At 31.0% G+C, this 24,645-nt stretch carries 27 protein-coding genes, 1 pseudogene and 1 riboswitch; all 28 genes and pseudogenes read right to left on the bottom strand.

Annotated elements, in window-relative coordinates; translation table 11 throughout:
* Positions 1-8: 8 nt before the first annotated feature.
* A complete protein-coding gene (locus tag L1S46_RS11810; RefSeq protein ID WP_017211348.1) occupies positions 9-629 on the bottom strand; it encodes a hypothetical protein in 621 nt (206 codons plus the stop codon).
* Positions 630-994: 365 nt separating this feature from the next.
* Positions 995-1,723 (bottom strand): FliA/WhiG family RNA polymerase sigma factor, encoded by a 729-nt coding sequence (locus L1S46_RS11815; RefSeq protein ID WP_238900082.1) that lies wholly within the window; start codon positions 1,721-1,723, stop codon positions 995-997.
* Positions 1,724-1,843: 120 nt separating this feature from the next.
* Positions 1,844-2,485 (bottom strand): PilZ domain-containing protein, encoded by a 642-nt coding sequence (locus tag L1S46_RS11820; protein WP_238900083.1) that lies wholly within the window; start codon positions 2,483-2,485, stop codon positions 1,844-1,846.
* A 12-nt stretch (positions 2,486-2,497) separates the two neighbouring features.
* Entirely contained in the window at positions 2,498-3,358 is an 861-nt protein-coding gene (locus tag L1S46_RS11825; protein WP_236896309.1) for a MinD/ParA family protein, read from the bottom strand.
* On the bottom strand, positions 3,352-4,698 hold the full coding sequence (gene flhF / locus L1S46_RS11830; RefSeq protein ID WP_238900084.1) for a flagellar biosynthesis protein FlhF: 1,347 nt from the start codon (positions 4,696-4,698) through the stop codon (positions 3,352-3,354). The genes L1S46_RS11825 and flhF overlap by 7 nt, the downstream gene beginning before the upstream one ends.
* Complete coding sequence (flhA, locus tag L1S46_RS11835) at positions 4,699-6,765, bottom strand: flagellar biosynthesis protein FlhA (protein ID WP_238900085.1); 2,067 nt, start codon at positions 6,763-6,765, stop codon at positions 4,699-4,701.
* A 60-nt stretch (positions 6,766-6,825) separates the two neighbouring features.
* Positions 6,826-8,667, bottom strand: a complete 1,842-nt coding sequence (locus tag L1S46_RS11840; protein WP_238900086.1) for a fused FliR family export protein/FlhB family type III secretion system protein — start codon at positions 8,665-8,667, stop codon at positions 6,826-6,828.
* Between the two features lie 13 nt (positions 8,668-8,680).
* Positions 8,681-8,950, bottom strand: coding sequence for a flagellar biosynthetic protein FliQ (locus L1S46_RS11845; RefSeq protein WP_012060412.1), 270 nt, complete (start codon positions 8,948-8,950; stop codon positions 8,681-8,683).
* An 11-nt stretch (positions 8,951-8,961) separates the two neighbouring features.
* Positions 8,962-9,741: a flagellar type III secretion system pore protein FliP gene (gene fliP, locus L1S46_RS11850; protein ID WP_236896301.1), complete on the bottom strand. Its 780-nt coding sequence runs from the start codon at positions 9,739-9,741 to the stop codon at positions 8,962-8,964.
* Entirely contained in the window at positions 9,731-10,129 is a 399-nt protein-coding gene (locus L1S46_RS11855) for a flagellar biosynthetic protein FliO (protein WP_238858833.1), read from the bottom strand. Before L1S46_RS11855 ends, fliP begins: the two co-directional genes overlap by 11 nt.
* A 9-nt stretch (positions 10,130-10,138) precedes the next feature.
* Positions 10,139-10,624 carry a flagellar basal body-associated FliL family protein gene (locus L1S46_RS11860; protein ID WP_236896297.1) on the bottom strand — a complete coding sequence of 162 codons (486 nt, stop codon included), beginning with the start codon at positions 10,622-10,624 and terminating at the stop codon, positions 10,139-10,141.
* 229 nt (positions 10,625-10,853) lie between these two features.
* On the bottom strand, positions 10,854-11,045 hold the full coding sequence (locus tag L1S46_RS11865) for a flagellar FlbD family protein (protein ID WP_026888289.1): 192 nt from the start codon (positions 11,043-11,045) through the stop codon (positions 10,854-10,856).
* Positions 11,046-11,291: 246 nt separating this feature from the next.
* On the bottom strand, positions 11,292-12,383 hold the full coding sequence (locus L1S46_RS11870) for a flagellar hook-basal body complex protein (RefSeq protein WP_236896293.1): 1,092 nt from the start codon (positions 12,381-12,383) through the stop codon (positions 11,292-11,294).
* A 131-nt stretch (positions 12,384-12,514) separates the two neighbouring features.
* On the bottom strand, positions 12,515-12,913 hold the full coding sequence (locus L1S46_RS11875; protein ID WP_236896292.1) for a flagellar biosynthesis protein: 399 nt from the start codon (positions 12,911-12,913) through the stop codon (positions 12,515-12,517).
* Positions 12,914-13,930 carry a flagellar hook capping FlgD N-terminal domain-containing protein gene (locus L1S46_RS11880; RefSeq protein ID WP_238900087.1) on the bottom strand — a complete coding sequence of 339 codons (1,017 nt, stop codon included), beginning with the start codon at positions 13,928-13,930 and terminating at the stop codon, positions 12,914-12,916.
* A gap of 11 nt (positions 13,931-13,941) precedes the next feature.
* Entirely contained in the window at positions 13,942-15,285 is a 1,344-nt protein-coding gene (locus L1S46_RS11885) for a flagellar hook-length control protein FliK (protein ID WP_236896285.1), read from the bottom strand.
* A gap of 93 nt (positions 15,286-15,378) precedes the next feature.
* A complete protein-coding gene (gene fliJ, locus L1S46_RS11890; RefSeq protein ID WP_236896283.1) occupies positions 15,379-15,816 on the bottom strand; it encodes a flagellar export protein FliJ in 438 nt (145 codons plus the stop codon).
* Between the two features lie 13 nt (positions 15,817-15,829).
* Positions 15,830-17,146 (bottom strand): flagellar protein export ATPase FliI, encoded by a 1,317-nt coding sequence (gene fliI, locus L1S46_RS11895; RefSeq protein ID WP_236896281.1) that lies wholly within the window; start codon positions 17,144-17,146, stop codon positions 15,830-15,832.
* A 20-nt stretch (positions 17,147-17,166) separates the two neighbouring features.
* Positions 17,167-17,952 (bottom strand): FliH/SctL family protein, encoded by a 786-nt coding sequence (locus tag L1S46_RS11900; protein WP_236896278.1) that lies wholly within the window; start codon positions 17,950-17,952, stop codon positions 17,167-17,169.
* Positions 17,936-18,952 carry a flagellar motor switch protein FliG gene (fliG, locus tag L1S46_RS11905; RefSeq protein WP_238900088.1) on the bottom strand — a complete coding sequence of 339 codons (1,017 nt, stop codon included), beginning with the start codon at positions 18,950-18,952 and terminating at the stop codon, positions 17,936-17,938. The genes L1S46_RS11900 and fliG overlap by 17 nt, the downstream gene beginning before the upstream one ends.
* Before the next feature lie 5 nt (positions 18,953-18,957).
* A complete protein-coding gene (gene fliF / locus L1S46_RS11910) occupies positions 18,958-20,526 on the bottom strand; it encodes a flagellar basal-body MS-ring/collar protein FliF (RefSeq protein WP_236896275.1) in 1,569 nt (522 codons plus the stop codon).
* 21 nt (positions 20,527-20,547) lie between these two features.
* Positions 20,548-20,865: a flagellar hook-basal body complex protein FliE gene (fliE, locus tag L1S46_RS11915; protein WP_236896273.1), complete on the bottom strand. Its 318-nt coding sequence runs from the start codon at positions 20,863-20,865 to the stop codon at positions 20,548-20,550.
* An 11-nt stretch (positions 20,866-20,876) separates the two neighbouring features.
* Positions 20,877-21,284, bottom strand: a complete 408-nt coding sequence (gene flgC / locus L1S46_RS11920; protein WP_238900089.1) for a flagellar basal body rod protein FlgC — start codon at positions 21,282-21,284, stop codon at positions 20,877-20,879.
* 82 nt (positions 21,285-21,366) lie between these two features.
* Complete coding sequence (gene flgB / locus L1S46_RS11925; RefSeq protein WP_236896271.1) at positions 21,367-21,771, bottom strand: flagellar basal body rod protein FlgB; 405 nt, start codon at positions 21,769-21,771, stop codon at positions 21,367-21,369.
* A gap of 623 nt (positions 21,772-22,394) precedes the next feature.
* A riboswitch (cyclic di-GMP riboswitch) is annotated at positions 22,395-22,484 on the bottom strand.
* A 277-nt stretch (positions 22,485-22,761) separates the two neighbouring features.
* Complete coding sequence (locus L1S46_RS11930) at positions 22,762-23,592, bottom strand: flagellin (RefSeq protein ID WP_238900090.1); 831 nt, start codon at positions 23,590-23,592, stop codon at positions 22,762-22,764.
* Positions 23,593-23,622: 30 nt separating this feature from the next.
* Positions 23,623-23,802, bottom strand: coding sequence for a YjfB family protein (locus tag L1S46_RS11935; protein ID WP_236896267.1), 180 nt, complete (start codon positions 23,800-23,802; stop codon positions 23,623-23,625).
* 167 nt (positions 23,803-23,969) lie between these two features.
* On the bottom strand, positions 23,970-24,218 hold the full coding sequence (locus L1S46_RS11940; protein WP_238900091.1) for a hypothetical protein: 249 nt from the start codon (positions 24,216-24,218) through the stop codon (positions 23,970-23,972).
* 90 nt (positions 24,219-24,308) lie between these two features.
* Positions 24,309-24,482: pseudogene (locus L1S46_RS11945) on the bottom strand (NAD-dependent dehydratase); the annotation flags it as partial.
* Positions 24,483-24,645 lie beyond the last annotated feature (163 nt).

The following is a 24,645-nucleotide window of genomic DNA, read 5'->3' on the forward strand; positions in this document are numbered from 1 at the left end:
TTTATTTTTTATTTTTTGAATAAGCCTTTTACTAATAATACTTCCCCCTTACTCACAGATAATTCGCGACATATTTCATCTTCTGTTAACCCTGCATTTAAAAGTCTTTTTATGCTCTGAGTCTTGTTACTATCCGCACTTTCTGAAAAATTAATTTCAGATATCACTCCAATTTCTTCGTCTATATCAGTATCTGTTAAAGATTCAGTATATTCTTCATCTAGATCCATTATACTATCATCCACAATGTACAGCCTTTTAGATTTTTTATGATCTTCTCTATCTTCGCCATAATTTATACTGTCATCTATATCATATTTATCTAGAAAATCTTCAATTTCTAGATCTTCTTTATTTTCGTATCCTTCTTCACCATTCTTAAGCTCTTTTAAATCACTTTTTATTTTAATAATTTCTTCCTGTAATTCAGTTAGACTTTCTGCAATATCTCTTCTTAAAAGTCCTATTTCCATTTTATAATCATTTAATTCCTCTTTACTATCTTGTAACACACTTTGAAATGATATATTTAATGCATCATTTTCTTTATTTATATTATTTTCTCTCTTGATAACACGATAATTATAAACTATTAAACTGAATCCTATTATCAGTAATATTAATGGCATAAAACACCTCTGTTCAATGCACAATGCTCAATTCACATTTCACAATGCACAATTATTTGTTAAATTCACACTGCTCAGTTCACAATGCATAGTTATTTATTGAATGCACAATACACATTTATTCATTTGCAGTTTTCAGTCCACAATTTATTATGCCACACTTCATGTTATATTTTCACACTTCGAAAATATATTTAATTTTTTAAGCCATAGCAAAATGTAATTCCAACTTTTTATATTCCAGTGCTTAAATTTTTAACGATTATCTACAACTCACAATCTCTTTTAACCTAATCAACACATATATCTCTGTCCAATCTTAATTATGCAATTTGAATTGTAAATTGTGCACTGTGAATTATATATTAATCAATATAATGCAATTTTCTCATGCACTCTCTCAAGCTACTAATAGCTCTACTATGTAATTGGCAAACTCTAGATTCGGAAACGCTTAATACTGTTCCTATCTCTTTTAAAGTTAATCCCTCATAATAATAAAGATTTAATACTATTCTATCTTTTTCTTTAAGAAGATCAATTGCCTTTGTTAAAATCTCTAGTTGCTCCTTATCTTGTAAGTAAGCATCAGGACTTGGACTATTTTTATCTTCTATAATTCCAATAAGGTTTACATCCTCATCATCTGAAAAAATTACATTTTCCAGTGATACCATTGAAATATAATTTATGTAATTTTCAATTTCTCCTACTTCACTTATAGATATCCCAAGATTTTTTGCAATCTCATCATTAGTAGGTTCCCTTAATAGTTCTAACTGCAATGTGTCTATCGCTTTATTGTATCTATTTAGTTTGTCCATTGCCCCTTTAGATATAGGTCTATTTTTCCTCAGCTCATCTATCATAGCACCTTTTATTCTTATAGACGCATATGATGAAAATTTCATTCCTTTCGTATTGTCAAACTTATTTAACGCATCCATAAGCCCAACCATACCGTAACTAACTAAGTCCTCATATTCCATGTATTTGTTCTTTCCAAACATAACCCTCGAGGCAATATACTTTACTAACGGGATATATTCTTGTATGATCTGCTCTTTTCCATCAACGTCTTTTAATGCGTGCATATCCTTATTACCTCCCCATAAACTCATTTCTCAATTTATATTCGCAAACTCTTTCAATTTTTACTTTTAAGCCATTAGAACAAAACTGGCCTTAAAAATCCAAAATTTAATTCACTAAATTTACATATTAGCTCTTTGCCTTCTCATTATTTCGAAAAGCTCTTGAATCATTTTTTCACTTTGAGCTGGAGTAATATCAATAAATCTTAATCCACACAATTTTTCTTTATCTGGAGTGTTTTCAATTCTTACAATATCACACTTAATTTCGACTTCAATTTTGCTTAATTTTAAGCTAACCAATATCAAATCTTCTTTAGTAATTTCTTCATTTATTTTAAATTTTAATCCACCAGCACTCAAATCAACCATTAATCCATCTTTATAAGGTATCTTAGGAATATCTTCCTCATCGATTCCAGTAATTTTTTTATATTGAACTGGATTTAATAACCCAACTCTGAAAAAATTCCTTCTTTGTATTTTTACAATATTAAATGGTGTTGAGATTTTATAATATATTATGCTTCCTTCTTTACCTCTTGAAATCACTTCGCATGAAAAATTAAAGCATCCATTTTCACTTAAGTAAGTATTCAATTCGATCTTTTCCCCTGAATGAAGCATTAAATAATCACCGTCACAAACGGGAACATTCATTTTTAAAAAGTCATCCTCTACATCCATTATTAGAGCTTTATATGCTTTTTCTCCAATTATTACTTCCACTCTATCATTAACTTTCAAGTTAAAATTAAGCACCTTAAAATCCTCCTATGAAAATATATTAAATAATCTCTTAAACATTCCTCTTGCTCCATCTGATGTATCCACTTCTTGTCCTAAAAGTTTCGAAGCTATTTTTTCTATATCTTTAGATGCATCACAATTAGGATATAATATAACAAAAGGTTTTTGCTGCCTAACACTTTGTACTAATTTTTTATCTTCTAATATGCATCCCAAATATTCAACATCTATCTTTAAAAATTTAGTGACTGCCCTATTAAATTTATTATAAGTTTCTTCACCTTCCTCTTTAGTAAAGGCTTTATTTACAATTATTTTTGCCTTAGTCTTAAGATTATAGTGATCTGTCGCTTTAATTAAACTATATCCATCTGTTAACGACGTAGGCTCAGGAGTAGTTACAATAATCAACTCTTCCGAAGCTGCTATAAAAGATAAGACATCTTTATTAACTCCAGCTCCTGTGTCCATTAATATATAATCATACTCATCTAACATTTCAAGTTTTTCTATAAATAATTTCTTTTGATCTTCTTCTAATTCTTGAGCTTTGCTTAAAGCTGATCCTGCTGGAATTAAATCAACTCCATTGGTTCCTGTTATAATTATATCCTTTATTTCCAAACCAGTAAATATAATATCAAATATATTATACTTGGGATATAATCCCATCAATACATCATCATTTCCCATGCCTAAATCAGCATCAAAAATCAAAACTTTCTTTCCTTTGTTTTGAAGTAATATTGCTAAGTTCACAACAAAATTACTTTTTCCAACTCCACCTTTTCCAGACGTTACTGTTATAATTTTTGTAGTTGTTTTATTTATTTCTTGTTCTTCATTGTTAATCAATTTTCGTAATGATTCAGCCTGATCTAGCATAGAATCTCCTCCCCTAGGATAAAATTAGCAATTTCTTCCTTTGTAGGCACCATTATATCATCTGGAACATTTTGCCCTATAGTTACAAAACTAACTGGTTTATTAGCAATTTTAGCAATATTATATAAAGAACCATACACAGTAGTTTCATCAAGTTTAGTAATAATGATATTATCATACTCAAGTCCTGAATAACCTGTAAGTATCGATTTTATATCACTATTTTTAGTAGTTGCACTTATTACCATATTTACATGGTCAGGATTTGCTTTTTGCACGAATGCTCTAAGCTCTGAAATTTGCATAGCATTTTTGCTGCTTCTTCCTGTAGTATCTATAAGAACAACGTCACAGTTACTCATTGCTTCAATCGCATCTTCCATTTCCTTCATTGTAATTACAACTTTAAATGGTATATTCATTATTTCTGCATATGTTTTAAGTTGCTCAATAGCTCCAATTCTATATGTATCTACTGTAATTAATCCTACCTTCTTTTTTTCGATAAGTGCAAGTCTTCCAGCAAGCTTTGCTATTGTAGTTGTTTTACCTACACCAGTTGGCCCTACTAATACAACGCGCCCATTCAAGCTCTTAGTAGATACTAAGATATCTCTCTCAAAAACTTCTCTTAAAACTTCTACTTCATTTAAAGTCTCGCCAGAATTTATATTCTCTACTGACTCTATAACTCCATCTTGCAATTCTTCATCAATGTCCAAACTTTTTAATCTTTCTTTTATAAAGTTTACTGATACATCTTCGTTAGAAGTATTTTTTATAACCTTGCTTAACAGACTCTTTAATTCATTAACTTCTTTATGTATTGATTCTATATTCGCCTCATTATTTATAGCCTTATCTATATAATCCATGCCCTTTTGTTCTTTACTGCTATTTTCCATTTTTGTAGAACTACTTTTAATTTCTTGTTTATTAATATTTTCTTCGTATCTATTATTACTAGACGCTTCCTTTTCAAGATTAGCATTATGTTCTAATATCCTATCTCTTATGGTATCAGCCTTAGGAATTTCTCTCAAATCTTTTGAAACTGATACTTCATCCTGCATTAACTTTTTAATACTTTCTAATGAATTCTGAAACTCTTCATCCATTTTATTGTACTTACTACTGTACTTATTAGAACTACTATTATCATCACTTTGTGAATTTTCAATAGCTGCTGTAACCTCTATTACTTTCTTAGAAAATAAGCCTTTAAATCCTGGTTTTCTAACCTTTCTCTGACTTATTATAATAGCATCTTTTCCTAGTTCATATCTAATCCGAGTCAAACCTTCGTTCATATTTGCTACGAGATACTTTTTTATAATCATCTATATTCTTACGACTCCTTCACTATTAATTTGAACATCATTAGGTACTTCATTTAAAGAAATTACCATAATGTGAGGAAATACCATTTCAATTAGCTTTCTAAATACAGGTCTTATATTTGGTGAAACAAGTATAAGAGGCTGATTGTTGTAAAAATAAACTGATTCTACAGTATTCTTAATTCCTGTAAGTATTTTTGTAGTTGTATCTGGATCTACTGTTGGGAATGATCCTTGCACTGATTTCTGAGTATTATTTGCTATTATCTCTTCTATACCTGGATCCAAAGTTACTACTGTAATTGTTCTATTTTCATCAACCACTTGATTACAAATAGTTCTAGCTAATGAGAATCTAACATATTCTGTTAGGACCTCTAAATCTCTAGTATTTTTAGCGTTATCTGCTAAAGATTCCATTATCGTAACAATATCCTTAATCGGAACTTTTTCTCTAAGTAAATTTTGTAGTACTTTTTGAAGTTCTCCGATACTTAGTAGATCTGGAATAAGTTCTTCAACAACCGCACTATATTTTTCGTTCGCATTATCAACAATAAGTTTAACCTCTTGTCTTCCAAGCAATTCATATGAATGACTCTTTATCGTTTCAGTTAAGTGAGTTACCATTACTGTTGTTGGATCAACTACGGTTAATCCCTTAATTTCAGCTTCTTCCCTTTGATCTTTATTTATCCATACTGCTGGAAGACCAAAAGTTGGCTCAATTGTCTTTATACCTGGCATATCTGAATTTTCTCCTGTTGGATCCATGCAAAGAAGCATACTTGGCATTAATTCTGAAGAAACAACCATGGTTCCTCTAATTTTTACTATGTACTCATTTGTCTTTAATTGAAGATTATCTCTGATTCTTATAGGTTGAACAACAATACCCATTTCTATAGCACATTGTCTTCTAACAGATGCAATTCTTTGAAGTAAATCTCCACCTGATGCCTCATCTGCAAGAGGTATAAGTCCATATCCAATTTCAACCTCCATTGGCTCTACAGAAATCAAATTCATAACATTTTCCGGCTCTTTACGTTCTGCTTGAATAATTTCTTCTTCTTCTGATACAAATTCCTGTATCTCTTTAGCAGCCACATCTTTATAAAGTAAGTAGGTTAATACTCCCATTGCTAAAGATGCTGTAAAAAATGGAATTTTAGGCATGCTAGGTATAATACCTAAAAACAACATTATAGCGCTGGCAATTCCTGTAGCTACTGGAAAAGCTGTCAATTGAGCAGATAATGTATTTCCTAAATTCTCTTCACTTCCTGAACGTGTTACCAAAATACCTGAAGCCGTAGATACTAGTAGCGCTGGAACCTGGCTCACAAGACCGTCTCCAACAGATAAAATGGTATATGTTTGAGCGGCAGTCGCAGCCGTCATATTTTTCTGAAGTACTCCAATGATAATTCCACCTATTATATTTATAATAGTAATTACAATACCAGCTATTGCATCACCTTTAACGAACTTAGACGCACCATCCATAGCCCCATAAAAATCAGCTTCTGATTGAAGGTCTTTTCTTTTCTTTTTTGCCATAGCTTCATCTATTATTCCAGAGTTTAAATCAGCATCAATACTCATTTGCTTACCTGGCATTGCATCAAGTGTAAATCTTGCAGATACTTCTGCAACTCTTCCTGCACCATTAGTAATAACCATAAATTGAATTACTACTATAATCAAAAATATTATAATACCAACTACATAATTACCACGTATAACAAAGTTTCCAAATGCTGTTATAATAGTTCCTGCATCTGCTTCTGTAAGTATTAGCCTTGTTGATGAGATGTTAAGTGCCAATCTAAATAATGTTGTAACCAGCAATAATGTAGGGAAGACTGAAAGCTGCAATACATTAGTTGTGAACATTGTAATTAAAATTATGATTATTGAAATTGTTATATTTAAAGCTAAAAGTAAATCTATTACCTGTTTAGGTAAAGGTATTATTATCATAAGAACTATCGCTATAACACCAAATGCAATTAATACATCTAGATTATCTTTTACCTTTAATTTTCTATTGCCAAACTCCAAAGATCAAACCTCCCTTTTTTGTCAATGCACAATTCACAGTTTTTATTGTGCATTTAAATTTTATTTCTTCTTAAGTTTCATTACTACTACTAAAATTTCTGCAACAGCTTGATATAAATCTTGTGGTATATCATCATCTATTTCTACCCTATCATACATAAGCCTTGCAAGAGGCTTATTTTCAATAACCGGGACTTCATTTTCTTTCGCAATACTTTTTATTTTAAATGCTACATAATCAGCACCCTTTGCTACAATCTTAGGTGCCTCCATATCTTTTCCTTCTTCATATTTTATAGCAATAGCTAAGTGAGTAGGATTTGTTATTACAACTGTAGCATCTGCAACAGATTGCATCATTCTTTTCATTCCTAATTCCCTTTGCCTTTGCTTAATTTTCCCTTTTAGCTTAGGATCTCCTTCAGATTGTTTGTATTCATCTTTAATTTCCTGCTTAGTCATTCTCATCTCTTTATTATGCATTCTAACTTGTAAAAAGTAATCAATAGCTGCAATAATTACCAATACAATGCATATCTGCTTAAATATTCCCACAACTAAATTTTTAACTTCCTCGCTTAGGGAAGGTAGATATAAATTTGAAATTCCCAGTATACTCTGATAATTTCCTGATATGTATTTATAACAAATAATTGATATTATAGTTATTATAATTAAATTTTTAGATAAGTCTACCATGCTTCTTTTTGATATCATGTTCTTCAAACCATTTAAAGGATTTAACTTTCCAAATGATGGTTTTAAAGGTTCAGCAGTTATTATAAAACCTGTTTGCAGCAAACTTGCAATAATTCCTCCAACCATTATAGGTAATGCAAAGGGCAATAAATAACTTCCTATCTTTATAACAGTAGTAATTGCTAAATTAGAAATAGTTGCATTATCAAAATCTTTTATCATGGGAAAATTCAAAAAATAGATCAGAACATCTTTAAATCCACTTGTTAACATCCCCCATAAAGATGATATTAATAACGTACAAATAACCATTGTAATTGCTACAGATACATCCTTACTTCTTGCTATTTGTCCTTTATTTCTAGATTCTGACTTTTTCTTAGGTGTTGCTTCTTCAGTTTTATCATCACCAGCAAAAATTAGAACTAAAGGTACCACAGGTATCAAATTAACTATTTCCCGGAAAATACTTGGTAGATTGTATATAGCTGTTCCAATTAACTTCAACATTAATGGAAGCAATATAATATATGTAATAAGTCCTAATAAATTTTTTATAGGCATCCCAAAAATCATAATTGGAATTGTTGGCACTGTTCTAGAAATCAATCCCAAACACACGTCAGTTATAACAATTATCAAAACTATTGGTATTGCTATTTTCACACCTAAAGCAAAATAGTCAAAAATAGTCTTCATAACCCCCATTAAGGTTTCTTGATAGACTATAGTTTTACCAATAGGCACTATCTTTGTGCTTTCCACCAGCATATTTATAACAACATGATGTCCATCAACTATAAAAAAGAAAGCTAACGAAACAAAATATGATAAATTTCCAAGTAAAGTCGATGTAGTCTGAGTTGTTGGATCTAGCACTGATACCATTGAGAAACCTGCATGAATATCCATCCATTCTCCAGCAAGCTTTACCACTTGGAAAATCAAATTAGTTATATATCCTAATATTAAACCAGACATTATCTCACTTATAGCATAAAACACCAGCATGTAGCCACTATTTAAAGCACTCAATGTAGAATGATCTATCCCTGCTACAATTCCAAATGATAATATAAGTGAAAATACTCCTTGCATAATTTGTGGTGTTCCAGCTGGGAAAAATATTTGAACAGATATAAAATATGAGGTTATTCTCAAAAAAATTAGAAATAATGCAAGAAAGTAGGATACATCCACCATACAGTCCTACCCCCTATGTAATAACTTTTGAAATCAAATCAAAAATCCTATTTGTGAAAGACATAATTGTTTCAAGCATCCAACTCCCCAAAAATATTCCAACAATTGCTGCTGCTATTAATTTAGGAACAAAAGTTAATGTCTGCTCTTGTATTTGAGTTGTAGCTTGTATAATACTTATTGCTAACCCCAATACTAGAACTACTATTAATATAGGGGCTGATACTTTCGCCGCTGTTATTATTGTATCCTTAACTACAGCATTAAGCATTGTCTGCGTCATCTTATTTCACCTCACATAAAACTCTGTATCAAAGATTTCACCAGTAAATACCAGCCATCTACCATTACAAATAATATCAATTTAAAAGGTAATGATACCATTGTAGGAGGTAGCATGAACATACCCATAGACATTAAAACACTGGATACTACCATATCTATAACTAAGAACGGTAAATATATTAAAAATCCTATTTGAAAGGCTGTCTTTAATTCACTTATCGCAAATGCTGGGATTAATGTTGTAAATGAAACATTCTCTTTTGTTAAATTTTCTTTATCTACTCCACCTATTTCAACAAATAACTCTAAATCCTTTTCCCTCGTTTGTTTGAGCATAAATGATTTTAGAGGTTTAGATGCCTCTTCAAACGCTTGATCCTGAGTTATTTTATTCTCCAAATATGGTTGTATTGCTTTAGTATTTACCTCATTATAAACAGGTTGCATAATAAATAAAGTCAAAAATATAGCAAGCCCTGTCAATATTTGATTTGGAACAGCTTGTTGCACTCCCATTGCACTCTTAAGAAATGAAAACACCACCACTATTCTTGTAAAAGATGTCATCATTATCACTATTGATGGCAATAATGATAATATCGTAAAAAATATCAATATTTTAATACTCGATACATAATCCTGCGGTGTGCTATTTCCGTCTCCAAAAGATACATTTAATTGCGGCACGCTTGTACTACTTGGAGCTGCAGATGCACTTATAGTGCAAAATATCATAATCCCAAGAGCCATCATGAAGGTAAATGCAATTCTCTTTTTATTATTTTTCATGCTTCTCTTCCTTTGATTTTATATTCTTTGTAATCTTAGAAAAGTTCTTTTTCGATTTTAATACTAAATTAGTATAATATTCTGCCATTTCCTGCGATGCTTTCTTCTTATCTTCTTCAATATTATCAATTTCTTCTTTTGATAACTCTGATAATTTTTCCATATGCCCTGCAGTACTAGTCATTATATATCCTTTTTCTCCGATTTTAACTATTAATATAGAATTATCTTTTGTTACTTGTACTCTTTCAATAACCTTAATATATTTATTATTATTAATAACATTAAATTTTGAATTTGCTAACTTAAAACTTAAAAATATTAATCCTAAAGTAACTCCCAAGGCCAAAATAAGCTGTACAATCATTCCTAAAAATCCAAAATTCATATCTCTTACCTACTGAATTATCATACTTTTAAATCTAACATCAGTAATCTTGCCTTTTGTTAAATCCTTATTAATAGAATCAATTAATTGTCTTTTTATAGCATCCCTATTCGCTACATTATTTAAATAATCAGCCTTTTGGCTCTTAAAGAAAAATATAATATCATCTCTTACAACTACTTGATTAGCTGTTAATTCTTCCTTTAGTTTAGTTTTAGTCTTATCATAACCTAAAGCAAGTTCTCCCTTAAAAAATCTTTTACCGCCTTCATCACCTAAATTTACTGTGAATTCAGCTAAATCCATATACTCATTTTCTACAACAACTTCCTGGGCATCTACTGTATTTTTAGTTTTCATGAATAAATACACTCCCCCAAAAGCTGCTGATCCTAATACTAATAATCCTAAAATAAATAAAACTATCATAAGACCTTTACTGCTTTTACCTGACTTTTCACCTTTTTCTTTTTCCTTACCTTTTCCTAAAGCCACTATTACCACTCCTTACCACTTGCAACGATTAAAGTATTAACCTTTTTATTATTAGCTTTATCTGATGTCTAGCCACTGTAACACTCCCATCTTCTATTAAAGTGGGATATAACAGTGGCACGACCCTAGATAAGTTTAACTAACCTTCAGTGGGAAATTTACCCTCAAGGGGCACCTAGAAATCTCCATCTGAAGCTAAGTTTCACTTTATTTTAATAAAATTTTATAATTATATTTTATAAGTAAATATTTTGTTTTTATATTTTATAACGGCCTGTCTAACTTCTTCTATGCTTTCAAGTACTATATATTTTCTTCCATTGGTTAATGTAATTATTGTTTCAGGCACTTCTTCTATTTTTTCTATATGATCTGCATTTAATATGAAGTGCTCATGGTTCATCCCAGTTACATCTATCATAAAATTCTCCCCCTTTAATAATAAACTGTACAGTTCACAATACACACTTAATTATTATTATATTCACTATATTATTTAAAGTATATAGGTTTTTGATAATACAATAACTTACCAATTGTGCATTGTGAATTGTGCACTATAAACCATATTACTAATTAAGTAGAATATTCTATTAATATTTTATTGCAAGTTGAGCTTTCACCCAACCTGCTTTAATATAATATTAACTATCTTTTATTATCTAGGTTATCTCATTAAACCAGTAATTGTTTGTAGAATTTCATCTCCTGTAGTTACCATCTTTGATGCAGCTTGGAAACTTCTAGTTGCTGTGATCATATCTGTAAATTGTTCTGTTAAATCTACATTTGAACCTTCAAGAGCTCCTTGAATTAATGATCCGAAACCACCTTGATTCCCTGTTGCAGTAGTTGTTGAAGATGATGTACTAGTATCTATCTTTCCAGTTTTATAAACTATAGGCCCTGAGTTAGAAGAATTTATGCACATATTACCACCAAGATCAGTCAATCCTTCTGGATTTTTAAAACTTGCCATAGCAATTTGACCAATTGCAGCTCTCTTACCATCTCCTAATACAGCAGTAATAATACCATCTTTTCCGATTTCAAATTTCTTAACAGGCTGTGTTACTGCATCTGCTGCACCTGGTGTCCCTGAAATAGTAACACTATCTGGTATTACTAAAGGTCTCATTGTATTATCAGACACTTTTAAATCTTTAGAATCTGCATTTACATAGTTAGCACCTATAACATTATTTGTTGAATCATAAGCTAAACTTTTAGCACCACTAGTTCCTCCATCATTTTTAGAACTAGTTAAATAATATCCCATTACCCTATGTCCGTCAGATGTTAATAAATTTCCTTGATAATCCAGTGTAAGATTTCCATCCCTTGTAAACAAAGTTTCTGAAATCTGTCCAGTGGCATCAGATGCTGCTGCATTTGGTGCACCTGTAGCTTGATCAGCACCAATTCCAGAATTCAAATCGCCTTTAGATACTACTAGGTATCCATCACCATCAATACATACATCAAGGCTTCTACCTGTTGATAATGCATTGCCTTGTCCCATAACTTTGTTGATACTTGAAACTTGTGCACCTAAACCTATCTGCTTAGCATTTGTACCTCCAAGTACTGAAGTCGGTGCTGTTGCCTCTGACGAATTTTGATAAAGCATATCCTTAAATCTTGCACTTGAAGACTTAAATGCCGTTGTTCCTACGTTTGCTATATTATTACCTATAACATCCAATTTAGTTTGGTTAACCTTCATTCCGCTTATCCCAGAATACATACATCTTAACATAAACATACCTCCCAATCTTTTTTCAATTTATATAACTTGCTTCTGTCGATCCACAAGTTCAGGCTTCCGTAACCAATTCACACGTCACAATGATTGTGCATTGTGCATTGTGCATTGCTTAAAGGTCCAGCCTATAAAATTACTACGCTATCTACGTTAGTAAATATATTATCTTTTGCTCTATCCTTTTCTACAGCTGTTATTAGAGTCTTGTTTTCAACACTAGCAATTAATGCAATATCTTTATATAACATAACTGTATTTTTAGAATTTTTATCCTGAGCTATTTTAAAACCCTTTTGTATTTGTTCCATATCTTCTTTAGTAAAATTAATCTCATTTAATCTTGAAGCAGCATGTTTTGATACAGTAAAACTCTGATCTTTACTTTTAACACCATCCAGTACATCCTGAAATCTTGCTTCCTTCTGTTTGCTATTAGGATTATTACCTACAGCCTTTTGAGAACCCGCAAGTTGTCCAATATTCCCTACAGAACAAGCTTGTCCATTAATAATTCTATAACTCATTTATACACCTGCTATTTTAGCTAGAATTGCATTTTCTGCAGCTGTCGAATCACTAGTTGCACTTGAAATTGTATTTATTGTTCCATTTGAAGATGCACTCGTAGTATCACCTGCTGTTCCTGTATTAGTATTAGTGTTTGTAGCGCTATTTGCTGTTTCACTATTTGTATTAGTACCTGTAGAACTAGAATCAGAATTTGTTCCACCCACACTAGAATTACTGTTACTTGAACTGTTTGTACCTGTTTCGCTTGTACTTCCATTAGCAGTATTATTATTTAAATTTACTTTCATATCATCGTCTGCCAGATCTCCAGCTCTTACTATATCGCCATAATCGTAAGTCTTAGTTTCTCCTGTTGGCTTACCGTTATCATCCAAAACATCAACTTTTATCTTTACAGTAGCACCACTAACAGTGTCAATGTAAGCGCCAGTAATTTTCCCCTTTATTAAAACAGTCTTCTTATTATCATCTAAAGTTGCAATCACAACTTTTTCTTGTTTACTTGCTAAAGCTGAAGCCGCTAGGAAATCAGAATTAAGAGCAGTTCTACTATTTGCGTTAGTATTTGAATCATTTGCTTGTACAGTTCCAATTATATTTTCAACTGCAACTTTTTCTCCTTTTCCATTAACTAACAGCCCTAAATATGTTCCACCAGATTCTTTTAACACCTGAGCTACATAACCTTCCACATAATTACCACTATCATCTTTTTCATTAGTTATTACTGTTCTACCAATCATTTGTTGGTATGCTGAGTCTGACATAGTAGTATTTAAATTTTGCATTTCTTCCATTGATGCGAATTGAGCCATTTGACTGACATATGCACTTGAATCTTGATTTTGCGTTGGATCTAAATTGCTTAATTGAGCAGCTAATATTTTCAAAAATGAATTTTTATCCATAGTATTATCAGTTTTCTTTAAAATCTTGGTTCCATTATCAGTTGTCCCTGAGCTCGGAACATTTACTGTTGAATCATTTAATGGACTTAATTTAGTACTCATGCTTCTACCTCCTATGCAAAAAATTCTATATTACTATCATTAGCTTCAATATTCTCCACTAAATCCTCTTCACTGGCCGCCAAATTATTTGCTGCATTACTATTTCTAGTATTGTTTCTTCTTTGCTCCTCTGAAAGCTGTCCACCAAAACTTTGTTCGCTAAAAAATGTAGTATCATCTTGATAAAGTTCAATATTTACATCCGCTATTTTTAAGTTTTGCTCTCCAAGCTGCTTTTTAATATCTGATAAGTTTTGTGAAATTAAAGCACTTGTTTCTTTTGAATTAGCTTTTAAATTCGCTTTTATTACTCCATCCTCTTGAACCAGCTTTATAGTTATCTCACCTAAATTTCCAGGATTGACTTTTACAGTTAATTCCTTAAGTGAATTAGTGTCCATAAACTTAACATCTTTTATTAAATCATCAACAAAAGTAGCTTTATTAATCGTAAGTCCTCTAGTATCATTTACACCTTGATTTTGTATCACTGAAGTTCTAGATGCAAATAAGTTAATTTTATTTAAGGAATCATCCTTATTATCATCAACTAAAGAATTTAAAAACTTTTCTTCTTTTGAAGCTGTCGGAGTATTATTTTTTGACGCTGAAGAATTATCATTTTCGCTATTGTCTTGAGAATAACTTTTACTTAACATATCTTCAAGTGTTAAAACTTTATTACCCGTATTCTGCTTATTTTCTAGCAAATCAGATATTTCAGACATTATTCCTTTTAAATTATTTTTAGCCGATTCTGTACCTTTTTCTTTAATATTATTATTTAGATTTCCTAAAAGCTTTTCCATTAAGTTTAAAGAATTAGGATCTAACTTACTTTTTACAGAATCATTTTTTAGTAATTCAACTATCTTTTCCATAATACTATTTAAACCACTATTAGATAATGTACTGTTAGTTCCATCAACTCCAACTTTAGAATTAATTGCTCCATTTGCACTTATGCTATCTTGTTTTATTCCCAATTTAGCTAGTAGGCTTAATAATTCTGATAATATGTCCTTCAGTTTATCCTTAGATGCTGTCTTACTTTCCTTTTCTAATTCCTCAAGCTTTTCATTTAATTCTTTTGTATCCTTATCAATATCTTCAACTCCAGTTGAATTTTGTTTTTCATCTACATTTGATGTACTTTGAGTATTGTCTTGAACTTTGGAATCACTTTTGGATTTTAATACATTTTTAAAATCATCTTTCTTAGAAGTATATGCATTAGCTGATGCCTTGCTAGTTTCAAAGGAAGATTTACTTGCATTTGTATTAGAAGTAAATGACTTTAACATGCTATCTAAACTGTTTGATGAATCATTTGAACCTTTTGTAGCTGTAACCATTATTTTCACCTCCTTTCAAGTAGTCCAATTCTATAAATTGAAATTTAATTAAGATTAACTCCATATCTATCTCTAAATCATAGATTAATATTCTTAATTTTTCTGATTTCTCACATACGCATAAAGAGCTAACTCATCAATATTGATTTGCTCTATTCTATCCTGCTCTTTTACATATTCAGAATACTTCTTTTCCTTTAAGGTCTGAACAGTTTTTCTTTCCATCTGCTTAACTGTTAAATCTTTTCTTCTATTTTCAATCTCTTGATTTTTGACCGCTAAATCCTTCTCTGTAGATTTTATTCCACTTTGAACGCCTTGTATGTAGTATCTTTTTAATTTCTGATATATAACATCCTCACTGGGGGATATACCGTTATATTTTTGGTAACTTGCCTTAAGTTCTTCTAACTTTTCTTCAATCTTCTTTTTCTCTCTCTGACTTTCAGTAAATAATCTTTTGCTTTCTTCTTCTTTTTCCATTCTCATTTCAAGGAGCTTTTCTAAGCCAAACTTAAATCTCTCAGCCAAAATACCACCCCCATTATTTAAACATTGATATTAAAGAATTTTGTGTACCTTCAAAAGATGTTTTTTCATCAATTCCCTGACATAGAAAATCATTTAATGATTCGTTATAGTTAATTGCCATATCAATCTTTTTATTGCTTCCTTTAACATAGGCTCCTATATTTATTAAATCCTCAGAGTCCTTATAAGTTGCCAAAAGATCTCTTGCCATAGATGCAGCTTCTTTATGTTCTTTAGGTGCTATTGTGTTCATAAGTCTGCTGACACTATTTAAAATATCAATAGCTGGATAATGATTTTTATGAGCTAAAGCTCTTGATAAAACTATATGACCATCTAATATTCCCCTAACAGCATCTGCTATAGGCTCATTAAAATCATCTCCATCAACAAGCACTGTATAAAAGGCAGTTATTGAACCGTCTATAGATGTTCCAGATCTCTCCATTAGTTTAGGTAATTTAGCAAATACTGAAGGCGTATATCCTTTAGTAGCTGGGGGCTCCCCTATAGCAAGTCCAACTTCTCTTTGTGCCATTGCAAATCTTGTAACTGAATCCATCATAAGAATTACTTTTTTACCCTTATCTCTGAAATATTCAGCAATAGCAGTAGCCGTTAATGCTCCTTTTAGTCTTATTAGTGCCGGTTTATCTGATGTAGCACACACCACAACAGATTTTTTCATACCTTCTGGCCCTAGATCCTTTTCTATAAATTCCAGAACCTCTCTACCTCTTTCACCTATTAGTGAAATAACATTAACATCAGCTTTTGCTTCTCTTGCTATCATTCCTAGTGTAGTACTTTTTCCAACTCCACTACCTGCAAAGATACCTATTCTCTGCCCATCTCCACAAGTTAAGAAACCATCTATTGCTCTTACTCCAGTAGGCATTATTTCCTTTATTCTTTTTCTCTTTAACGGGTCTGGTGCATCATTTTCTAGTGGATACTCTTCTCCATCCATAGATATACTATCGCAATCTAAAGGATTCCCAAGTCCATCTATTATATGGCCAAGTAATTTATCAGAACATTTTACACTTAAAGGCTTACGTTGTGGTACAACTCTACATCCAGGAGAAATTCCTATAAGCTCATCAAGTGGCATTAGAATTACAAACTCATCTCTAAAGCCAACAACTTCGCAATTTACAGGAACATTTTTCTCATTATATATTATGCAAAGTTCACCAACAAAGGCCTTAATACCTTGTACTTCAATAGTAAGTCCTATTACTTTCTTAACAACGCCTTCGCTGTATATTGTTGAAGTATCACTTGCTTTTTTAATAAGTTTATCAAAATCCAAGTCTAAATTCAGCATTTAGAACTACTCCTTTACATTTATCCAAATATTGCTTTTCGTATTTGTTCCATTCCTATATCCACGCCTACTTTTACTATACCGCTGTTTTTTTCTAAAACTGCATTTCCCGGTTCCATAAAATCATCTGCAAGCACAAAGATTTCATTTTTTATATTGTATGATACCTTCCATCTTTCCACCTGCGATTTTAATTCTTCGACATGGGTTGAATTCACCTTTAAAATAACATTTTCTTCTCCTTTTGAGATTTTAAAAGCTTCTTCGATAATATTATTCATTGCTTCATCAGTACTTAGTATTTTCTTTGTAATATTTTCCGCAATTTCTAGTGCTAATTTTACTATTTCATTTTTCTTATTCTCTAAATATCTTTCATAGTTCTCGTGAGCAGATTTTAGCATCGATTCCGCTTTATTAACAATATCTGCTGCCTCTTCTCTTGCACTTTCAATTGTTTCATCATAAGCTTTCTTGTAACCATCATCGTATCCATTTTCTAATCCTTGAGCATATCCTTTTTCATATGCTTTTTTCTCTGAAGCATTGGCATCCATTTGTGCTCTCAAAACAATAATTTGCTTTTCGTTTTTAGCATCCTGTATTATCCTTTGTCCAATATCTTCATACCTTTTTAGAAGTTCTTCAGGATCAATCTGTGGAGCCTTTACTACAATTTCTTCTTCCTCTTTTTCCTCTTCTATTTCTTCATATGCTGCCTTTTTACTAATATACTCTGTTGAAATAACTTTACTTGTTCCTGACTTTGCGAAGTCCTTTTTTATTAATCTATACGATGATTGCATCTTCTCCACCTCTTGCAATGATGATTTCATTAGCATCATCTAGCCTTCTAATAACAGAAACAATCTTTTGTTGCGCTTTTTCAACATCCATAAGCCTTACTGGTCCTAAGAATTCCATATCTTCTTTTAATGAAGCAGCAGCTCTCTTAGATTGATTCCTATATATAGAATTTGCAACTTCATCAGAACATCCCTTAAGGGCAAGTGCAAGGTCAGAAACTTCCACTTCTCGAAGAATTCTTTGGATAGATACATCATCAAGAGAAATAATATCTTCAAACACAAACATTGAGCTCTTAACTTTATCTGCAAGTTCTGCATCTTCTCTTTCTAAGCCTTCTGTAATATTCTTTTCTGTTGTTCTATCAACTGCATTTAATATACTAACTAGAGTTTCTACACCACCTAAAGTCGTCATTTCAGTTCTTACTACTGAAGATAACTTGCTCTCAAGTACAGATTCGATTTCCTTAATTACCATTGGTGAAGTATTGCTCATAGTTGCTATTCTATAAGCAACCTCGCTTTGTGTTTCTTCTGGCAGCTCAGCCATAACTTGTGCCGCTTTATCTGGCTGCAAGTAACATAAAATTAAAGCTATAGTTTGAGGCTGCTCTGATATAATTACATTTAACAATTGATGAGAATCTGCCTTTCTTGCAATTGAAAAAGGTCTATATTGAGCTGTAGCCTCGGATACCTTATCTAATATTTCACTAGCTCTTTGAGTTCCTAAAGCTTTTGATAATAATGTTTTAGCATAATCCATTCCGCCTTCAATTATATAATCTCGGGCTTTGTTCATCTGATAAAATTCATTTAATATTTCTTCCCTTTGTTCTGGAGTAACAGACGTAATATTAGCAATTTCATAAGTTATTTTCTGTATATCCGCCTCTGGTAGCTTTTTCAATATCCCAGATGAGGCTTCAGGTCCAAGAGTTATAAATAATATTGCTGCTTTATGCACCCCTGTCAATTGACTTGGTTCTTTTGACATAGCCATCACCTCTCATTTTCAGTCAACCATGACTTGATTATTTCTACTACTTGTTCTGGTTTTTCTGTAGCATATTTCTTTATTTCTTCCTCTAAGTGAGATTTTTGAGTCTTAGCCTCAAATTCTATTGGTTCAAAGACATCATCTGGTTCTTTAGGTAATATAGTATCATCAATTAAAGTATTTAATAATTGTTCATTTTCTTCTTTCTTCTTCTTTCTTCTCTTTGCGACGAAGTAAATAATAATACCTAAAAGCAATGCTCCCAAAATTCCTGCAACAATCATCATCTTATTCTTGCTAGCTGTAGCTGTCTCTGCATTCATAGCATCAATTTCTGCCTTAGCTTGATCCTGAGCTGTTGTGTCAAATGCCATTCCAAGCACTGAAACTTTATCTCCTCTAAGTGTATCTAATCCAATTGCATTTCCAACTGTATTTTCAAGTGTCTGTTGCGTCGCAGCATCTAAATTTCCATCAATCACAACTGATGCTGTAAGTCTTTTAACTTCTCCTGGTGCGCTAATAACTTTAGATTCACTTTTACCTACTTCATAATTTGTCTTCTGATCTTCCTTACTTGAAGCCGAAGGGTTATTATTTGTAGCTGTAGTTGTATTACTCATATTATTATCAACAGGACTTTGACTTGTAGTTGTTGATCCCGAGTTATTTGATTCCTTAGAATTTTCTTGGCTTACAATTACTTTATTCGGATCTACTACTGTTTGTGTCTTTTGTTTTGAATCGAAATCTAAATTTACATTAACAGTAGCCTTAACTTTGCCCTTACCAACGATTGGCTCCAATAAGCTAACAATTGCCTTTTGCATTCTATCTTCATAAGCTTTTTCTGCATCTTGTTGCTTTGATATTGTTTCAGAGCTTACTGAATTACCTTGATCAGAATTTATATCCTTAGTAAGTAAATTCATGTTATCGTCTATAACATCTATGTTTTCTCTAGGTATGTTTTCAGTTGCACCAGATACTAGCGCTACTATTGACTTAACCTGATCTTCACTAATAGTCGTCCCTTTCTTTAATTTTAGATAAACCGCTGCTTTTCCGGGTTCTTTGTCCTTTACAAAGACAGAATCCTTAGCCTCAGTTATATGTACTCTCGCTTCTTCTACTTGTGGAAAACTTTTTATTGTCTTTTCCAACTCACCTTGCTGCATTCTAACTTTTTTTATTTTAAATTCTTCATCTGTCATTCCAAAGGAACTGCCGCTATCCATTAATTCATAGCCTTTACTTCCAGATGTCAAAGTTGGTGCTAGCTCCAACCTTAATTTATCCACTTGATCCTTAGGAACCCAAATCGTATTTGTGTTACTATCTATTTTAGTATCAACTTTTTTTTCATTTAAACTATTAACGACAGTTTGAGCATCAGCTGCATCAAGATCAGAAAATAGTACTTGATACTTGTTAGAAGATGAGTAAAAAATCCCACTTATAATTGCAATAATAACTGCCACGATTGCTACTATTATAGCAGCTTTTATCTTCTTATTCTTGGATTTAAACTTTTCCAAAAGCCCCTTAACTTTTTCTAAAAGTTTTTTCATTATTAAGCTCTCCTCACCTTACTACAATTGCAACCTCGATAATTGGTTATATCCTTCCAATAACTTGTCTCTAGTTTGTGCTAAAAACTGAAGACTCAAACTAGCCTCCTGATTCTTAACCATAACTTCATCAATATCAACATCATCACCTTTAATAAACTTTGTTGCAGTTTCATCAGCTTGTGTCATCTTACCGTTAGTATCATCTACTGCCTTTTTTAAGACATCTCCAAAACTAACTGAGTTATTGCTTTCATTATTGCTCTTATCACTATTGATATCTTTAAATTTATTATTAAATATAATTTCATTTTGTGCAAACTTATCTTCTATTCTCATTTTTCATCCCCCTACTTACCAATTTCTAAAGCTTTTGAAAACATGCTCTTTAAAGCATTAAAAGTATCAACATTTGCCTCATAGGATCTCGTTGCTACCATCATGTCTGCCATTTCATTTAATACATTCACATTTGGCATTGTAACGTATCCATTGCTATCTGCATCTGGATGCGTTGGATCATATACCTTTCTTAAAGGTGATGGATCATTTTCAATTTTAACTGCTTTAACTCCTGCCATATCCTTATTCGCATCAAGAGCCTCTTGAAATACAGCTACTTTTCTTACATATGGACCTTTGCCATTTGCACTTCTTGTTGTACTTGCATTAGCCATATTAGAAGTTATAGTATCCATTCTTAATCTTTCTGCTGAAATACCTGTTGCACTTATTTGCATAGAAGTAAATGCATTCATTTATAATCCTCCTTTATCTAATCAATAATTCCAAATTTCCTAGCTTGTCTAAATATGATTCCTAATTATGTATTATTTATCACTATTTAATAACAGTTTTTAAATTATTAAATTTATTATTTATGTCAGTTATTAACGCATTATATTTAAGAGTATTTGCTGCTTGATTTACCTTCTCAATATCTAAATCAACATTATTACCATCACTTCTCATACTAGTACTCTTATCCTGTTCAATTGATATATTATCATCATTACTTGAATTGCTACTAGAAAAATGGCGTGGATTAGTACGTTTTAAGTCTAATTTTGAGAAATCTCCTTGGTTCTTTAAATTTTCCTCGAATACTACATTAAATCTCTTATAATCCTTCGTATTGACATTTGCCATATTATTAGCAATTGTTTTAGCTCTAACATTTGATGCCTTAATTCCTTGTTTAATCAATTCATAAGTAGCATCTGAACTAATAGATTGTATTGCCATAAATTCACATCCTTACATTTCGTCTTCTACTTGCATAAATATCTAAAACTTTCAGTCCAAACATTTTATTTTACACATTATTAGGAATATGTAAAATAAAATGCTTTTTTCCTCACAATTTTCATCTAAGTAAAATATTACATTTTATTTTAGCTAATTAATAATTTAATTATAGAATAACTATGCAATTTTATCTATAATTTTTTGAAAAATGTTTTCCAATTTATTTACTAATTCCGATTTTTTTTGGTTTTATTGTAATATTGTCCCACATATTAAATCTTTTAAAATAAATTAAATGCCATTTTTAGACTTTCTACTGCATTTATCTCTACTGTGGCCTACCATAATATCCACAAAATAAAAGGTGTCTATAAATTATAGGCACCAAAAATATTTAAAGCAAAATAAATATAAAATTTATTATAATTATCTTATGTCTAGTCTTGTAATACTCGCATAATAACAAATAGTAAAACAAATCAAGCAAAAATGAAAGATCTTATTTTACATTACTTTTTTATTAATATTCGAGATAAAAGTAACACGACATTAGATAAGTTCAAATAGTCTTCAACATAAAATTCTTTTTATGAAGCTAAGAACTAAGTTTCACTTTATATTTTGGCAACCTGACAATCATAGAAAATAAAATTTTCCTTAGACTCATGGCTTTGCGGCCTTATTTTTCAATAAGTGTGCTAGTATCAATATAATTTGTCCTTTTAAATTATAATGTATTTTTGTTTATTTAACCACAATTATTTTTTAATTTTCGATAAAATCATCTAATAAATTATAAATTTCATTATAATTTGTTAGATAATTTTAGATAATGGAATTTTGTATAAATATAAATCTAGAATTTCACAAAATTATCCATTAAAATTACTCAAATCATTTATTTTAATTTTACAAAATGAACTGTAGTAAATTTCAACATTCAAAATCTACTACAGTTCATTTTGTAAGTATTCTATTATTAATAGATTATTTAACATTAGCTAAAATATTTAATGCATCTTTAGGGAAATTGTTGCTTTGCGCCATCAATGCAATAGAAGATTGAATTAATATTCCACTTTTTGAATAATTCATCATTTCTCCAGCAATATCAGCATCTCCAATATTACTTTGAACCTTTTCAATAGTGCATGCTTTACTTGATAAGTAATCACCAGTTCCATCTAATCTGTTTTGCAAAGCACCATATCTGCTTCTTATCCTACTAACCATTTGCGTTGCTTTATCAATAGCTTCATTAGATTCATCCAATTTATTTATTACGTCAACTCCACTAACCCCCAAATTTTCTGGGCTAACATTATAAATTGGTATATCCATATTTTCATCATCCATATTTCCAATAACAGCTTTTAACATAGAAGTATTTTCACCTGTTAAAGTGGAATCAGATAATTTAATTCCATTAAACTGTGTATTATTTGCTAAATCTTTTATATCCGACTTAACACTATCAATTTCATTTTGAATAATTTGTCTATCTTCATCAGTTAAGCTCCCAGATCCAGCACTAACCGCTAATTCTTTCATTCTAGCTAAACTATTATTCATTTCTTGAAGCGAACCATCAAAGGTTTGTATCATAGAGTTAGTATCTTGAATATTCTTACTTGCCGCATCATTAGTTAATAATTGTATCTTCAAAGTCTCGTTCTTACCTATTTTATTAGGATTATCCTTTGCAGAATTTAAAACTTGACCAGTACTAATGTTATTCAATGCTTTAGAATTATCTACAAGCGAATTTTTATAAGATTTATATATGTTTAGCGAAAACATATTGTGATTTAATCTCACTATATAAAACCTCCTCTCTTTTAGTACGAGTTATGCTCTTACATCTATATTAGTTCCTTTACTTGTGTCTACAGCCATATTGCTCATCATGTCTGTTACTTGAACAGCTGCTACTTTCTCACTATTCATAGCCATTTTCATTACTGATACAGAAACTGCACTTTGAAGAGATGCTTGATTCATTACCATTGACATTGCACCTATATCCATATAATCCAATCCTTTCTTAATTTATACTTTAATATTCTAATTTATTATCGTGCAAATACAAAATACCTTAAGCATGAATTTACTTTAGTGCTATTTTATCTAATCAAATCTAACATATAAACTAAAATAAGCATCAATAGTTATTTTTACATAACCACTGATACTTATTATAATATTTCATCATCTTTTGTTTTTCTGCTTTCACTATCGAGCGCTTTGACCTGTTCTTCCAAATTATGAATCTCAATGTTTAAAGAATTAATTTCTTCTGCACTAAGCTTTAATTCTTTAGCTGTTTCTGCCATCCTTCTCATCTGCAATAATTTTTCCTCGATGATATCTAACATTCGCATTCTATATTTTACCCATTGAAGTTCGGCTTCTAATTGGTGTATTAGCTCTTCTCGTTCATCCATATTGTTTTGATTCCTTTTCTTATAAAAAAGTACATTGAAAATATTCTAAAATTTTCAATGCAACAATGAATCTATATTACTAATTCTTTCTTAGTTACAACTCAAACTATTTTTTATCCATTCCTCAGTCTCTTTTATACCTTCTTCTAAACTATATTGTGGTTCCCACTTAATAAGCTTTTTAGCCTTATTATAATTACATTTTAATTTCATTATTTCACTTTGAGGATGAATATGCTCAACATGATTTACGTTTACTCTATTACTTTACGCCTCTTCCTGTTCTCAAATGACTATTTCTCACTACTTATCCCAGGCAATACCTAACCTAATAAATCTAGGTAAAGATATTATATCCATTATAATTTCAGATACTACTTGTAATGTTTCTCTTACTATATTTACATCTAAGGCTGTTATTCACAAT

This window comes from Clostridium sp. YIM B02500, from assembly GCF_022324665.1.
Lineage (GTDB): Bacteria > Bacillota > Clostridia > Clostridiales > Clostridiaceae > Clostridium > Clostridium beijerinckii.